Below are 15,750 nucleotides of genomic sequence, written 5' to 3'. Positions count from 1 at the left end.
ATGTAGCCCGAAGTTTTCCCGCAGGCGCGACAACTAGACCTTGGGGATACAAGGGGCTACATCAGAGGCAATCAGATTCGTTCGGATCCGCCGCCCTTTCAAGCGATCGATTTCCCGGCGGTTCAAGCGAAAAATTGCGCCCAAGATTCGTGCACAGACCAAATATTTTCACCGCCGACCGGGTGATCGTGGAAAGTCCCTACTACTCACCCTGTCGCCGATCAAAGCGTCGAAATCGACGACGCATCTGCTGTCAGCGACCACACATATGCGACCAAAGGCGCCATCTCCGTTCGCCGGCCTGCCGGGCGATACGTGTAATGATTTTCTTCGCTAATCCCTGGCCGCACCGGCCGGGCCGAGCCGCCGGAGATCGAGCTTTGCAAGCGTTCGCCGCGCTCGTAGGCGAGACTCTGATTTATCGGAGCTTCTATCATGCCTCAAATCTAAGGGGACCAGTTCGCGCATGCATGTGCATTTTGGGCTCAGCTTCCCGCCAAACAGAACGCCCTCCACCGGCGTCGGTCGCGGTACTCAAGTCAAGAACTAGCCACCTCCGGATTGGCTATAACTGATCGTGGCGTTTCAGTTTTGCTGATCGTATATCTTGCCGAATTTAGAAAGCCACCGAAGATCGCGACCACAAGAGGCGCAATCGCGACTCCACAAGCGGTTAATAGCATCGCCAGCCGGAAGTCGCCCGTCATGTCTCGAAATATTCCGATCATCTGCGCTCCGAAATAGCCGTTAGATGTTCCAATCGAGGTGATGACGGCAGTGGCCGCTGCGGCCGCCGGTCCGGTAAGCGCGGCTGTCGGCCAGGTCATCATGATCGGGAACGTCACGGAGACGCCGAGCGCAGTCATGCAGAAGCCGAGCATCACGAGATAGATATTCGACGATTGCCAAGCGACGAGCATCAGGCCGCTCGCTCCGATCATGCCGGTTATCACCAGATGCCATCGCCGTTCGTTCTTCTGGTCCGAATGCCAACTCCAGAAGCTCATCCAGCAGATGGCGCAAATCGCCGGCAACGCGCTGAGATATCCAATCTGTACGTTCGTGAATCCAAATTCCTTGATGACCAACGGCATCCAAAGTCCCACGCCATAAAGACCGAAACCGAAGAAGAAGTAGCACGCCGCAAGCGTCAAGACGCGACGGTCCAACATCGCGCTGAGGATGGAAACGCGGGGCCGACCTGCATCCTCGGCCCGATCGGCTTTGAGAGCATCGACCAGCCATGCCCTTTGCTGTTCCGTCAGCCATTTGGCCTGCTGCGGTCGATCCTGAAGATAGAAGATGCAGACGACGCCGAGGATGGTGGCGGGCAGCCCCTCGAAGATGAAGAGCCACTGCCATCCAGCCAGGCCGAGCACGCCGTCCATCTGGAGGATGTACCCAGCCAAAGGCCCCGACACTACCGCTGCGCCGGTAGCGCAGGCTCCGAACCATCCGTAGACGCGACCGCGATAGTTTCTTGGTACCCACTGGCTGAGGAAATAGAGAGAGCCGGGATAGAATCCTCCTTCAGCAGCACCAAGCAGGAAGCGCAAAGCGTAGAAGGAATATTCGCCCTGGACCAACGCCATGCCGGCGGCGAAAAGTCCCCAGGTGATCATGATCCTGGCGATCCATATCCTTCCGCCGAATTTGGCGAGAGCTAGATTGCTCGGGACCTCGAACAGCACGAACCCCCAGAAGAAGATGCCGGCGCCCGCGCCGAAGGTCGTCGCCGTAAGGCCGATGTCTTTGTTCATGGTCAGGGCTGCGAACGCCACGTTGTTGCGGTCCAGCCAATTGATCATGAAGCAGGTGCCCATGAACGGAATCAATCGCCACATGACGCGATTGAGCGTCGCTCTTTCAATATCCTCGGCCATCGTCCCTCCCGCCGATTTTCATTATTTTTGTCGGTGCAACTGCCTAGACTTGGCGCTTGATGGCATTCCTCAAAATGCCAATGCGCTCCACGTCGAGCTCGACGACATCTCCGTCCTGGAGAAATCGCCCCATCTCCAGGCCGCAGCATCCCCCCACAGTCCCGGAGCCGATCACTTCACCGGGGTGGAGGGTTTCATCGGTGGAGATGAACGAGATTATTTCGGATATCCCATGGAGCATTCCCTTGGTCCGTGTCTTTGCCCAAGTCTGTCCATTGACGCGCACCTCTGCCCCGAGATCGAGCGGCAAGCTGATTTCGTCGCGGGTCACGATCCACGGTCCCATCGCATTTCCGCAGTCGAAACTCTTGCCTTTGGTCGGCCCCAGGCCGCCGGCCATTTCCTTGGCTTGCTGATCACGGGCGGAAAAATCGTTGAGGATGGTGAAACCGAATATCTGCTCCGGCGCTCTCTCCACCGATACGTTCTTGCAGCGGCGCCCGATTACGACAGCAACTTCAAGCTCGAAGTCCATCACTTCGCTGTATCGCGGCCATTCGATAGGCATGTCCGGCCCGGTCACGCCGAAGCGGTTCGATATGTAATAGAGCGGCTGGGATCGATAGATTGCCGGAACCTCGGAGCTCGCGATCTCGGTGCCTATCCCGAGAGATGCCCTCACGCGCGACATCCCAACGGGAGCGTCGCGAATGTGCTGCTCGAATACCGAACAGTCGCGGATTTGCGGAGGAACGGGCAGAGGCGCATGCAATTTCACCTGTGAGAGGGCCAATCCGTCCACATTGCCGCCTTCAACGATCTTGGCGAGCCGGCCTAGTTGGTCGAGTCCGGCGTCGCCGCTTTCGATCAAGGCGATCATGGATCTGAACGATGTCTCATCGACACCTGCCGTCGACTTAGCGAGTGCAAGCAGATCGCGAATGCGACCCGCTTCCGGATCGACAAGACCAACGCACGCCTGTTCATGACCGACACTGAAAGTTGCGAGTTTCATGGGGCTTCCCGAATTTGGATGCCTGGTTCATCGCCCGACATCACGTTGAAGAAAAGCACATTGGAATCGTGCGACGCATCGTCACTGTTGATCGGGACGGATGCCCATCGCCGCTGTCAGCTGCGCGAACGCGGTAAGCTCGCGATCCATACGTTCGCGCGATGCGTCGGGGCCGAGGTTCAGAGGCTCCGCACCCAGAGCGGCGAGTTTGCCGCTGGCCGCGACGCCGTCGATCACGGCAGCGCATAGGGATGCGATCTCATCGACGATAGGGCGAGGCATGCCGGCCGGCCCGGACAGTCCGAACCACGTGTCGGACTTCACGTCCGCGAGGCCGATCTCCTGGAAGGTCGGCACATCCTTCAAAAGAGGCGAGCGCTGCTCCGTCGCAACGCCGAGCGCGCGGACGACGCCCGATTGGATGAACGGGAGTGCCGAGTTCAAGGACGAGAAGACGACGGGCAATTCGCCGGCGATAACCGACTGGATCGAATCGGTGGAACTCCGGAAAGGCACGTGACGCATCTTAATGTCGGCGGCGCGCTCAAACATTCCTGCCATCAGATGAACCGTGGTGCCGACGCCGGACGACGCGTAGGCGAACTCGTCACGAGGCTTGCTGCGGAGCAGGCTCACAAACTCCTGCAGAGTTTTGGCGGTGAAATTCGTGGATGAGACCATCACGTTGGGCGAGGTAGCGAAGATCGTGATCGGCTGGAGGTCGCGCCGCACGTCTATCGGAACGTCCCTCAGGACGGAGGGCGCGATCGTTATCGTGCCCGGCATGCCTAGGAGAGTGTGGCCGTCCGGGGTGGCGCGCGCGACGGTAAGAGCCGCGATCATGCCGCTTGCTCCTACCCGGTTTTCGATGACGATGGGCTTCGGGAGCCGAGACCTTAGTCCCTCGGCCAAGAGGCGGGTGGAGACATCGGTTACGCCGCCTGCACCGAAGCCGACTAAGATCTGCACGTTGCGCGTGGGCCAAGCCTCGCTCGTGCTGCCGCGACGCGGCAAAACAAGACCTACGCCGGCGGCGAGCAATGCTCGCCGATCAATACCTGTTGCAATCTTCACGATGGCCCTCCCTTTTTCAGCTTTCCGCGCGTGTTCACGCACGCCTCAGGGCTTCTCGTCGCCTCCGGGTGCTTTCTTCGTCGACTCCACCGTTCGGTCCGAAGACGACGCCATAATCTTCGAAGGCGCTTTCGCGGCTGACGTATCCCGCTTCGACGTCGGCCGCCACGCGCGCCGTTTCTCGCTCGTGGGGCGCTCCGTAGCCGCCTCCGCCGCCGGACACGACGCGAATACGATCACCCGGACCGAGAGGGTAACTTCCCTTCCACGTTCGAACCTGCGTGCCGTCTTCTCGCAGCACTTCGACGAAGCAGGTCTGTCCGGCTTTGCCGCCTGCCACGCCCCACGGCGGGCACTTGCCTCGTTCGAACTTGAGGTTCATCGTGCACGGGTGTGTCACTCGGTACTCTTTCTCGACCCCGAGACCCCCTCTTCGTCTGCCGGCCCCGCCGCTGTCTGGTCGGAGCGCCTTTCTCGTCAACATGAAGGGATAAAGCGCTTCCTGCATTTCGACCGGAATGTCGGGGACATCGCCATGAGCGTTCGAGCGAAGCGGAAATGCACCGTCTTCCGAAGCGGTGGCGCCCCAACCGCCGGTCACCGTATCGAGATTGGTGAACAACTCGTCCGTGTCGGGTAGACGCCCGAAGATTACATGAACTCCGTAGGTCCCGTGATGCGCGGCCATCGCGTTGGCTGGCACCGCTTCACCCATGGCTTTCAGAATCGTGTCCACTACGGTCGGAATGGTATTCCCCGAGCCGCCGATTGGCGCTCCCGTCCGGGCCGTAAGGAAGGTACCGTCGGGGGCCTCGACGTCGAGCAGATCGAAGTCGCCCTGGTTGACCGGTTCCTGGGGCGTGAGAAGATACTTCGCCGCGATACGCGCGGCCGCGATCGCACCCCCGTTGCGTCCGGCATTCGACGGGCCCGCCATTTGCGGGCCCAGTCCAGAAAGGTCGACGACCAGGCGTCCGTCGACTTGACGCACTTTGACGCGGATCGGGACGGGGCCGTTGCCCTCGCCATCGAGAAAGCTTTCCGCGACGTATTCGCCCGGTGGAATAGCTGCGATCACGCTTGCCGCAGCCTCACGCGCTTGCCGCCGCATGCTGTCGAAAGTCACCTTAAGCAGATCGACGCCCCGTCTTCGCGCAATGTCGAGCAGCATGTCTCGGCCGAGCAAGCATCCGGCCAGCTGAGCTTCCAAATCACCGAGGAGCAATTTCGGGAAGCGGCTGTTGACAGCGCATAGCCGGAAAACATCCTCGACGCGTCGGCCGGCGTCCAGGAGGCGCATGCACGGAAACTGAATTCCTTCTTGCCAAACGTCGGTGGTATCCGTGCCGGTGCTCGAGCCGGGTGCCGAGCCGCCAAGGTCAATCCAGTGGACCAGGACGGCAAAAAAGCCGATCAGTGGACCGTTGGCGTCGCCCCCTTCGCGTATCGGGGTGAGCAAGACGACGTTGTTCAGGTGCTGCCCGAGGGTCGCAGCCGAGTTGGTTAGGATTGCGTCTCCGTGCACCAGATTGTCCGCGCCATGCACTGAGATCGCCTCTCGAATGCCGGTACCGAGCGCGTTGGCGACGAAGATCGGCAGGCTGCCTCGCGACTGCGCGATCAACGATCCCTCGGGATCGACCAGACCTACGGAGTAATCCTTGTATTCCTGCACGAGCGGACTGAATGCGCTTCGCTCGATGTTCTTTTCTATCTGATTGGGGATCGAGAGAATTTCGTGTCGGAGGATTTCGATATCGATCGGATCGTCCACCACGCCGCGCGACATAGCGATGTTCATCGTTCCGCTCCGTGTCCAGCGACTGCTATGGTCAATTCGCCGAGCGCTCCGACGGTCGCGACATCGCCGGGACCAACGAGGGTCGTGGAGCCGTACTCTTCGATCACCGCCGGCCCGGTCGTCGTCCATCCGACCGGCAGGTGGTCACGCTTCCACACAGGCACATCGACCCACCCTCCAGGCCGCAGATGCATTGGCCGGTGCGACGCGGGCGCCGGAGCTACGGCGGCACCGCGCAGGCCAGGCGACAGAACTTTCAGTGAGGGACGATCGCCGGCACTTTCGGCAGATACGCGCAAACCGACCACTTCCGGCTTGAAGTCGTGGCCGAGCATGCGTCCGAAGCGTTTTCTGTAGGCCGCCTCGAAGGATTCCTTGAGACCGTTGGCGGATGGGTCGCCGTTGAAATCAACAGGAATGCTGTGTCTCTGGCCGCGGTAACGCATATCGGCTTGCCAATGATACGTAATCGCCTTGCCGGTCAGTTCACGTTCTGCTTCGAGTTGGATATCTTGGCGCAGCTTATCGCGGACCGAAACTAGCGTCGCAATTCCGGATTCTGAAAGATCCGCAATGATGCTCTGCGCCAGATCGACCCGCGCGTTGGCCATCAACATTCCCAACGCGGAGAAGTTGCCCGGCTCCGGGGGGACGACGACGCGTCGGATGCCGAGATTTCTGGCGAGCTCGGCGCCGAAGATCGGCCCTCCGCCTCCGAAGACCAGAAGAGCGAACTCGCGGACGTCGTATCCGCGAGCTACCGTGATCTCCTTGACCGCGCCGGCCATCAGGGTCGTGGCAAGATCGAGAATCCCGTGCGCCACGCGCGTGATGGCCTCTTCTCCGCTTCCATATCCGAGCGGGACGGCAACGCGATCGCGGATCGCGGTTTCGGCGGCCTTTCCATCGAGCGACAGACGACCGCCGAGAAAACTGCCACCGCCGATGCGACCCAATCGCAAATTGGCGTCCGTCACGGTCGGCTCGGTACCACCCCTACCAAAGCAAGCCGGCCCAGGCTCGGAGCCGGCACTGCGTGGTCCGACCCGCAGACGACGCTGGGCATCGGTCCAGCCGATCGACCCGCCGCCCGCGCCTACCTCGACGATATCCAGCACGGGGCTCCTGATTGGGAAGCCCCGAACATACCCGCCGACCCAGTAGGTCGGCTGGACCGCGAACGAGCCGTCCTCGACCAGCGCACACTTTGCCGTCGTGCCCCCCATATCGAAGGCCACCACTTTGTTCAGTCCCAGGGCGCGCGCATATTCGGCCGCCGCGATCACGCCACCGATCGGACCCGATTCGACTAGGGCAACCGGCCGCTCCACGGCCGCCTCGAATGACATGATGCCGCCGTTGGATCCCATCATCGCCAGGTCGCCGCCGAAACCTTTGTCGCGGAGGCACTTGGTGAATCCTGCGGCATACGTGGCGATCGCGGGCCCCACGTAGGCGTTGGCCGCAGCCGTCGTCGACCGTTCGTACTCGAACCATTCGCGCGACAATGCGGATCCCGACGTGAAATAGACACCCGGCAACAGCTTGCCGAGCATCTCTATCGTTCTTTGTTCGTGAGCGGGATTGGCGTAGGAATTGAGGAAAGAGACCGCGACCGCGCTCACGCGTGCATCCCGCAATGTGGAGGCCAACGCCACGACCTCGTCCTCGTCGAGGGCTTGGATCACCGCACCGGTGGGAGATATCCGTTCGGTTAGCTCGAAGCGCAGCGCTCGCGCGATCAACGGCGCTTCTCGTCGTTCAGCGATGTCGAACGGCGCCGGACGGTTTCCGCGGGCAAGTTCGATCACATCCCGAAATCCGCGCGTGCACACGAGAGCGGCTCGGGCGCCCTTGCGCTGCAGAAATGCGTTGATGACGTGGGTGGTGCCGTGTTTCAGCGCGACCGCGGATCCGAAGTCGCCCTTGGCCTCGTCGATGCCCGCAACGACCCCGTCCACGAGATCGCCGTAGGTCGTGAGGGATTTGGCGAACGAAATCTTTTGCCGGGCCGCGTCATAGACTGCGACGTCGGTGAACGTTCCGCCGGTATCGGCCGCGATGAAGTGGGACAAATACCCCTCCCCGAAGATTTCCTATTTTCGTTGTCGAGGAGAATGATGAAGCGTGACGGCATTGTGTAGCCATCCGGAATGATCGAGCTTCGTGCAGATTCTGCACGAATGGATCAACGCGATCTGGCTTGCCTGTACACCAGCAGTTTTTGGGCGATGTGATCCGCAAGCAGACGGATACGCAAAGGAGGATCCTTATGAGCGGCCAAGACCCACATAGCTGGCGGGTCGCCGTCGGGGTACACGGAGCGGAATTCCTGGAACAGTTCCACCAGTCGGCCGTCAGTTATGGCGTTATGGACGAGAGCGTCAGAAAGTCTGGCTATGCCGGCTCCCGAAAGTGCCAACTGTAGCAGCATCGTCCAGCTGTCCGCCGACAGTTGCGATCGAACTCTGAGCGGCACGAGCTTTCGCTCGGAATCCTCAAAATACCACTCCGACGGCTCGCTAACCGTATGTGTAAGGCAGGAATGGCTCGTCAATTCTGACAGGGTTCGCGGTGTCCCTTTTCGCGCGAGATAGGCCGGAGAAGCAACCAGACGACGCGTGTATTCCCATATTCGCCGCCCCACCAGCTCCGCGTCAGGCCGACGCCCTGCATGGATCGCCAGATCGCATTGCCCATCGAGCAACCGGGCCGGTTCCTGCGCGATTGACACTGCGATCTGAATGGCTGGCTGTAACTCCACAAACTCGGCGAGTATGGGCGGAAGGTATTCCACCGCCGCATAGTCGTTTGTCGCCACTCTTACCAAGCCCGTGGCCTGTCCCTGCATCGCGCCAATTTCATCTCGAATTCTACCCCAATCGGTGATCGATCCTCGTGCCCAATGCAAAAGAGCGGCTCCCGCCGGAGTTGTTGCCATGGACCTGGTGGTACGGACGAGAAGCTGTGCGCCGAATTCGCTTTCGAGGGCTGCAATCCGGCGGCTCACCAAGGACGGAGAAAGCTCAAGCGTTCGAGCCGCCGGCGCGATGCCGCCCTCGTCAACCACCGCGACAAACAGGCGGATCAAATCGATGTCCATCCTTGAATTTCCCCGCAGCTATGACCGGATTCGTCTTGCGAGATGAGATCACGGCCCGGGCGCCTTGCTCACCTAGTGCCTCGCGATCTCGGGAGCCTCACATAACAAGGCCGTTCTTGCCACTGCCTTCCTGATGCTTTCCGCAGAACAATTCCTAATCCGTGAAAGAGCATCGGGGCGGCGGGATCTATTTCCCGCAGAACGCTGCCGAGCGACGTTCGACGAAGGACCGGATGCCTTCTTTCATGTCCTCGCTTCCTTGCAGCCTGTCGTTCCGTGGGCGGGGTGCGGAGCTTGGATCCTGAGCTATCTCGTCGTCACCATAGCCCTGATCGTTTTTTATGAACTATCTCAAGATCGCGCCAGCCTTGCCCGGCTACGGGTTCTTGAAGCGTCTTCGGACCCATGCATTTTCGCCGAAGTAGCCGCCACGGTCATGGAATTTCAGCATCTACTTGTTACGGCCAGTTGGCCGTGATCTCGGTCCCGAACAAGCTTCGAGCTTTCGGGCCAAAGACATGTTCGCCCGAATGGGGGCATCATATTCACTTGGTATTGGATAGAAATCCTCACCCCACTGCCGGAGCGCACCTAACAGCGGAGATAGTGCGTCTCCCTTGGATGTAAGAACATACTCGAGGTAGGTACTGCCGTCCGATGCGGGTGCGGTTTTCATGATTTGGTGCGCGACTAAGTGCCGGAGTCGCGCAGCAAGAATGTTCTTTGCGACCCCAAGGCTCTTTTCAAATTCGCTAAAGCGCCGAAGGCCGCTACCGGCATCTCGAACGATGAGCAGCGACCAACAGTCGCCTACGACTTCTAGAGATCTTGCAACTGGGCACTCGGCCGTCCGAAAGCTTGTGCGTCGTACCATAGCTAAACCTCGCAAAGATACATCGTGATCGGGTCGCGTTGTAGAACCACTGAGCTTAGCTAACCGCGCCGGGCAAACTTTCGACACCTAGCTTCAGCGTCAGCGCATGACCTCGATACTCCAAAGAGCAGGTTGTAGGGTTTCAGTATACTTTCACTCGCGAGACTTCTCTTCCTGGTCCAAGCTAAGCCGCATTGGCCGAGTTCCGAGCTTTGCACCCGTAACAGCATCTATTCCGATCGGCCGAATCTCCGCACCTGACTCGACGTCGACATACCGTGCGAGTTCGCCGCCGCAGTAACGGTGCGCCCACGCGCCAATCATCATGAGCACGGGGAGGAAATCGCGCCCCGCTTCGGTAAGGACATATTCTTCGCGGGGAGGCCGCTCGGAGTAGAGGCGCTTTTCCAGCAAGCCATCTTCCGTCAGCGCCTTGAGGCGTTTCGTCAGCATAGTCGGGACAATCCCAAGACTCTTCCTGAACTGGTCAAATCGGGTGAGGCCCGCATGGGCATCGCGCAGGACGAGAATGCTCCACGCGTCTCCTATGGAATCAAGGCCGCGAGCGACGGGGCACTGGAGAGGTGAACGATCTTCCATACCGTATCTTTTTGATATTGACTCGATATCAAATTGATAGTAACAGGGCTGTATTCTCTGATCAACATCGAAATGAGAAATCCAATGGGCAATCCGAGCACTGTGATCCTTGAGCGCAACAGCCCCCGTCTCGCCACGATCACCTTCTCGAACCCACCAGCGAACGTGGCGATAGTTGAGACGGTTGCCCGATTGGCGGACATTGTCGGCGAGTTCGAGCGGGATGCCGAGCTTCAGGTCGTCGTGTTCAAGAGCGCGGTAGCGGACTTTTTCCTGAACCACTTCGACCTGGCCGCAGCCGGAGACCTCCCTCCGCCGGAGAAGGGCGCGCTGCCGATCTGGACCGACCTCGTCGTTCGCCTCACCAAAGCCCCCTTCATCTCGATCGCGTCCATCCGCGGACGTACCCGCGGCGCGGGCAACGAGTTGGCTCTGGCCTGCGACCTGCGGTACGCGAGCCTGGAAAAGGCAATGTTCGGCCAGCCGGAGGTAGGAGCCGGACTGCTGCCAGGGGGCGGAGGGACCGAGCGCCTCCCCCGGGCGATCGGCCGCGACCGGGCCCTTGAGGCGATCCTGAGCAGTAGCGACTACGACGCCGCACTCGCCGAGCGCTGGGGCTGGGTCACGCGGACCCTGCCCGATGCCGAACTGGACAGCTTCGTGGACGCGATGGCCGCCCGCCTTGCCAGCTTCGACAAGGCGTCGCTGGCCTCAGCCAAGGCGCTGATCAACAGAGCGACTCTCCCGCCGGAAGCCGACCTGATCGCAGCCTTCAGCGAATTTGCCAAGTCCCTCACCCTGCCGGGCTTCATCGCCCGCGCAGCAGGCACCCAAAAGATGAGCGCTCAGCTCGGTCTCGAGTTCGAGCTCCGCATGGGCGAATACATCGGCATCGCCAACCATAAACTGTCCTCCTGACATCGGAGCGACGGACCCTGATCAACACAGCCCGAAGGAGCGCATCGTGACATCCACTTCAAGCTACTCCCCGTCCACCACAAAAACGCAGTACGTCGAGGTCGGATCAACCCGCTACGCGTACCGCAGGGTCGGGCCCGGGAAGGGGGTGCCTCTTGTGCTGGTGCATCGCTTTCGGGCCACCATCGACTGGTGGGATCCGGAGTTCGTCGAAGCGCTGGCCGCCGAGCGCGATGTGATCATGTTCGATAACGTCGGCGTTGGCTACACGGAGGGCGCACCCATGAATACTGTGGAGGCCTACGCATCCGGAGCCATCGCCTTCATCGAGGCCCTCGACCTGACCCAAGTCGATCTCCTCGGCTGGTCCTTCGGTGGCGTAGTGGCCCAAGGCATCGTGCTCAAGCGGCACGACCTCGTTCGCAGACTGATCGTTGCCGGCAGCGGCTCCGGCTCTGCTCCGGGCATGCCTGCGATGGGCGAGCGGGTCGCGAACATCATGCTCAAGCCGAGAACCGACCCCGAGGATGCGCTATACCTCTTTTACCCGGAGACTGATGCTGCCCGCGCCAAGGGCGTCGAGCACTTCAGCAAGATCGCCGCAGCGATGCCGAAGAATGCGCCCGTCGTCACTGAGGAAGCCGCGATGGGCCAGCTCGCAGCCATCACGGCGACGCTGGCGGCACCATGGGAGCAGGTCACAGCCAACCTGAAGAAAATCACTCTGCCGGTGCTGTACGCCAATGGCGCTCACGACGTCATGATCGATGCGCTCGCCTCCTACGCGGCGGTTCAGGAACTGCCGAACGCCAAGCTGGTCCTGTACAGTGATGCGGGACACGCCTTCCTGTTCCAGCACCTTGAAGACTTTACCGCGGAGGTGAAGACCTTCCTGCGTAGCTGAATTGAACGAGCCCGGGGCTGGCGACACCGAAATCCTGTGGTCGTGTGGCCGCCCTATGGCCCTCTTCGCAGCAGGACGGTAGTATTCCGATACGCAATAGTTAAAGACCCGGACACGACGATGGCAAAGGTCACACTCGCAGCGATCAGGGATTTCATAGGTCGGGATCTCGGCCGATCCGGTTGGGTCACCGTCGACCAGTCCATGATCGACCAGTTCGCCGCGTGCACTGGCGATAGACAATGGATCCACGTTGACGCGGATCGTGCGAGCAAGGAAAGTGCCGCCGGCGGCACCATCGCCCACGGCTTCCTGAGCCTGTCGTTGATTGCACCCTTGAGCATGAACCTCGGGCTCGTACCTGTTGATGCATCCGCCGTCTTCAACTATGGCCTCGACAAGGTCAGGTTCCTGACGCCGGTAAAATCGGGCAGTCGTGTTCGCCTTCAGCTTTCTTTGACCGGCGTCGAACCGAAAGACAACGGGCGCTTGCTGATCAAGGGCAACGCCGTAATTGAGATCGAGAACAGCGAAAAGCCGGCCTTGGTCGCCGAGACCTTGACCCTCGTGGTCCCCTAGCCTGCTGCACCGTTGCCGACTGCGCCTCCCGAAGCCGCAGGCGCCGAGGCCGAAAAAGGTCAGGACGACGACAATACCGAAGTCAGGCCACCATCGACGGCAAGAATCTGTCCGGTAATGTGCTTGCCGGCATCGCTCGCGAAGAGAACCGCGGCGCCTTTCAAATCGTCCTCGTCGCCAATGCGTCGCAGCGGAGCACCCGCGGCAAGCTTTTCGACCCCGACGGCCTCGATCGTGCCCTTCGTCATTCTCGACGGGAAGAAACCGGGCGCCAAGGCGTTGACAGTAATTCCATAGCGGCCCCAACTCCCCGCCAGCGCCCGCGTTAAATTCACCACCGCACCCTTGCTCGTGTTGTAGGCCACCGTCTGCATATCCCCGCTGCTGCCAAACAAGCCGGCGATCGAGGCAAGATTGATGATACGGCCATACTTGTTCGGGATCATCGAGTACTTCGCCACCTGCTGGCTCAGCAGGAACAGCGAACGCACGTTCAAGTTCATCACCTTGTCCCAGGCCTCGATCGGATGATCTTCTGTAGGCGCGCCCCAAGTTGCGCCCGCATTGTTCACCAGAATATCCACCCGCCCGAGCTTCTTAATCGCTTCGTCTGCAAGCCGCTTGACCTCCTCGTCCTTGGAGTTGTCTGCCGCGATCCACTCCGCCTTGATGCCGAGACCAGCAAGATGGGCTTGAGACTTTTCCAGATCTGGTGCTTTGCGGGAGGAGATTACGAGTCTCGCCCCCTGCTCACCCAGCGCTTCGGCAATCTGCAGCCCCAGGCCACGGGAGCCCCCTGTAATCAGGGCATTCTTGCCGGCGAGATCGAATGCCTTCTTGACGCTTCCCATGGTCAAATCCTCAAGTTTGGCGGCCGCAGTTTTGCCTGCGCGGTTACGTTCGGTTCAACGGGGTCTCTATTTCCCGCGAAACACGGCCGCACGACGTTCCACGAAAGACTGGATGCCTTCCTTCATGTCTTCGCTGTTGAAGACGCGATCCTTGATCTTCGGGATGTAGTCGATTGCAGCTTTTTCGGCGGCCTCGATGTATTTCAGAGCGGCTTCCTTGGTTACCTGAATACCGATTGGAGCGTTCTTGGCGATCAAATCGGCAATTTCCATCGCGCGGGCGATCTGCTGGCCAGGAGGGACGACTTCTTGGACAAACCCGATCTTGTGCGCCCGCGCCGCATTGAACTCGTCGCACAGGAACAAATGATACATCGCGTCTCCCCAACCGGCACGGGTCAGATAGCGAAAGTGCGCGCCGCCCAGTGGCGCGATCCCGCGCTTGGATTCCATCTGGCAGAACCGGGCATCGTCGGCCGCCACGACGATATCGCCAGCCAGCATCATTTCGATGCCGATCGTGAAGCAAATTCCCTGTACCGCCGTCACAATCGGCTTGCGACACCGGCTCTTCAGCGCGAACGCATCGATGTTACCGGGCCTGAGCTCGGTGTTTTCGGCCTTGGGTCCGAAGAACTTCGGCATATCCAGCCCGGCTGTGAAATCCGGTCCCTCGGCACAAAGAACACCGACCCAAAAGTCGTCAGTGCAATCGAGAAGCGTCATAGCATCCGACATCTGCGCCATCATCAGCGGACTGAAAGAGTTCTTCTTCGCCACGTTGTCGATGATGATCTTGAACACATGCCCGTGCACCTCGGTACGAATCTGACCGACTTGGGTCCTGGCGTCGCTCATTGCTCGTCTCCAAATTTGCTTCCAAGCGACTGCGCAACGGCGCGCAGGCTCCTCGTGCCGGCTGGCGCGCAGCCGGTTTTTCTTTGCCAGTCAGCTGGACCCTTCTCCGAAACGCGGCCACCAAGCGGTTGGACAACCATTATCCAGCGGCAAACAATCACGTCTCCAAACCATCAATCGCGCAGCCTTAGCTCAGGGCAGCAAACGCGGTCCGTTCGAAGGCCATCAGTTCTTCCGTCCGACCGTCGCGTATCTTCAGGACCCATTGCGGGTCCTGAAGCAGCGCCCGTCCCACCGCGACAAGATCGAACTCCTCGCGGTCCAGGCGGCGGATCAGCTCGTCGAGGGATGCAGGGCGAGAGCTCTCCCCGCCGTAAGCCGCGATGAACTCGCCGGTCAAACCGACCGACCCGACCGAAATCGTCGGCACGCCTGTCACCTTCTTGGCCCATCCTGCGAAGTTCAGATCGGAGCCGTCGAACTCTGGCTCCCAGAAGCGGCGCTGCGAACAATGCAGAATGTCGACCCCCGCGTCGACGAGAGGTTTGAGCCAGGCTTCCAACGCGCGAGGCGTATCCGCCAGTTTCACTTCATAGTCCTGCTGCTTCCACTGGCTGATGCGGAGCAATATCGGAAAGTCCGGTCCGACCGACTTGCGCACCGCGTGAACGATATCAGCGGCAAACCGGGCCCGGCCCGGCAGGTCCTTGCCTCCATAGGCGTCCTCCCGGCGATTGGTACCCTCCCAGAAGAATTGATCGATCAGATAGCCGTGCGCGCCATGCAATTCGACCGCGTCGAATCCCAGGCGCTTCGCCGCAAGCGCTGCATCGGCGAAAGCGCGAATGGCGTCTGCGATGTCCTCTCCGCTCATCGGCTCGCCGAACTTCTTCTCCGGTCGCGACAGACCCGACGGACTGTCGTAGGGACCCGGAGGAGACCAATCCGGGGTGCGGGTGCGAACGGCCCCGACATGCCATAGCTGCGGTGCCATCAGGCCGCCCGCGTCATGCACCGCGTCAACCACACGCCGCCACCCAGCCAGCTCCTTCACTCCGTGGAAGCGGGGAACGTTCGGATCATTCAGCGATGCTGGACGATCTACGCCCGTCCCCTCCGAAATGATAAACCCAACAGCTCCTTCGGCACGGCGGCGGTAGTACAGCGCGACGTCTTCGGTCGGAATTCCGCCCGGAGAGAATGAGCGCGTCATCGGCGCCATCACGACGCGGTTCGGCAGATTCAGCCCTTTCAGCTTGAAAGGCCGGAAAAGAACGTCGCTAGACATCC

13 protein-coding genes and 1 pseudogene are annotated in these 15,750 nt (G+C 60.5%); 3 read left to right on the top strand and 11 right to left on the bottom strand.

Features of this window, described 5'->3' with window-relative positions:
• Positions 1–539 precede the first annotated feature (539 nt).
• The 8 genes and pseudogenes from JQ617_RS02235 to JQ617_RS02200 form a co-directional block, all read right to left on the bottom strand.
• A complete protein-coding gene (locus tag JQ617_RS02235; RefSeq protein ID WP_212024090.1) occupies positions 540–1,883 on the bottom strand; it encodes an MFS transporter in 1,344 nt (447 codons plus the stop codon).
• 43 nt (positions 1,884–1,926) lie between these two features.
• Entirely contained in the window at positions 1,927–2,898 is a 972-nt protein-coding gene (locus JQ617_RS02230; protein WP_212024088.1) for a fumarylacetoacetate hydrolase family protein, read from the bottom strand.
• An 81-nt stretch (positions 2,899–2,979) separates the two neighbouring features.
• Complete coding sequence (locus JQ617_RS02225) at positions 2,980–3,972, bottom strand: Bug family tripartite tricarboxylate transporter substrate binding protein (protein WP_212024086.1); 993 nt, start codon at positions 3,970–3,972, stop codon at positions 2,980–2,982.
• A gap of 34 nt (positions 3,973–4,006) precedes the next feature.
• Positions 4,007–5,773, bottom strand: coding sequence for a hydantoinase B/oxoprolinase family protein (locus tag JQ617_RS02220; RefSeq protein ID WP_212024084.1), 1,767 nt, complete (start codon positions 5,771–5,773; stop codon positions 4,007–4,009).
• Positions 5,770–7,848 (bottom strand): hydantoinase/oxoprolinase family protein, encoded by a 2,079-nt coding sequence (locus tag JQ617_RS02215; protein ID WP_212024082.1) that lies wholly within the window; start codon positions 7,846–7,848, stop codon positions 5,770–5,772. Before JQ617_RS02215 ends, JQ617_RS02220 begins: the two co-directional genes overlap by 4 nt.
• A gap of 113 nt (positions 7,849–7,961) precedes the next feature.
• Positions 7,962–8,876 (bottom strand): LysR family transcriptional regulator, encoded by a 915-nt coding sequence (locus JQ617_RS02210; RefSeq protein WP_212024080.1) that lies wholly within the window; start codon positions 8,874–8,876, stop codon positions 7,962–7,964.
• Between the two features lie 544 nt (positions 8,877–9,420).
• A pseudogene (locus JQ617_RS02205) lies at positions 9,421–9,750 on the bottom strand (winged helix-turn-helix transcriptional regulator); the annotation flags it as partial.
• Between the two features lie 153 nt (positions 9,751–9,903).
• Positions 9,904–10,350 (bottom strand): winged helix-turn-helix transcriptional regulator, encoded by a 447-nt coding sequence (locus tag JQ617_RS02200; RefSeq protein WP_212024076.1) that lies wholly within the window; start codon positions 10,348–10,350, stop codon positions 9,904–9,906.
• 84 nt (positions 10,351–10,434) lie between these two features.
• Between JQ617_RS02200 and JQ617_RS02195 the strand changes: the two genes are divergently transcribed.
• From JQ617_RS02195 to JQ617_RS02185, 3 genes are all read left to right on the top strand, one after another.
• Positions 10,435–11,268, top strand: coding sequence for an enoyl-CoA hydratase/isomerase family protein (locus tag JQ617_RS02195; RefSeq protein ID WP_212024074.1), 834 nt, complete (start codon positions 10,435–10,437; stop codon positions 11,266–11,268).
• Between the two features lie 46 nt (positions 11,269–11,314).
• The gene (locus JQ617_RS02190) at positions 11,315–12,172 is read left to right on the top strand and encodes an alpha/beta fold hydrolase (RefSeq protein WP_212024072.1); all 858 of its coding nucleotides are present in this window, start codon (positions 11,315–11,317) and stop codon (positions 12,170–12,172) included.
• Positions 12,173–12,292: 120 nt separating this feature from the next.
• Entirely contained in the window at positions 12,293–12,751 is a 459-nt protein-coding gene (locus JQ617_RS02185; RefSeq protein ID WP_212024070.1) for a MaoC family dehydratase, read from the top strand.
• Positions 12,752–12,810: 59 nt separating this feature from the next.
• Here the strand turns inward: JQ617_RS02185 and JQ617_RS02180 are convergent, their stop codons facing one another.
• From JQ617_RS02180 to JQ617_RS02170, 3 genes are all read right to left on the bottom strand, one after another.
• Complete coding sequence (locus JQ617_RS02180; RefSeq protein ID WP_212024068.1) at positions 12,811–13,602, bottom strand: SDR family oxidoreductase; 792 nt, start codon at positions 13,600–13,602, stop codon at positions 12,811–12,813.
• A gap of 66 nt (positions 13,603–13,668) precedes the next feature.
• Positions 13,669–14,460 carry a crotonase/enoyl-CoA hydratase family protein gene (locus JQ617_RS02175; protein ID WP_212024066.1) on the bottom strand — a complete coding sequence of 264 codons (792 nt, stop codon included), beginning with the start codon at positions 14,458–14,460 and terminating at the stop codon, positions 13,669–13,671.
• A 187-nt stretch (positions 14,461–14,647) separates the two neighbouring features.
• Entirely contained in the window at positions 14,648–15,748 is a 1,101-nt protein-coding gene (locus tag JQ617_RS02170; protein WP_212024064.1) for an NADH:flavin oxidoreductase, read from the bottom strand.
• Positions 15,749–15,750: the final 2 nt, after the last annotated feature.

Origin of the sequence: Bradyrhizobium sp. KB893862 SZCCT0404 (genome assembly GCF_018130885.1) — a bacterium.
In the GTDB taxonomy this organism is placed as follows: domain Bacteria; phylum Pseudomonadota; class Alphaproteobacteria; order Rhizobiales; family Xanthobacteraceae; genus Bradyrhizobium; species Bradyrhizobium stylosanthis.
The sequence above is the reverse complement of the archived record's forward strand: the minus strand, read 5'-3'. Positions and strand labels throughout refer to the sequence as shown.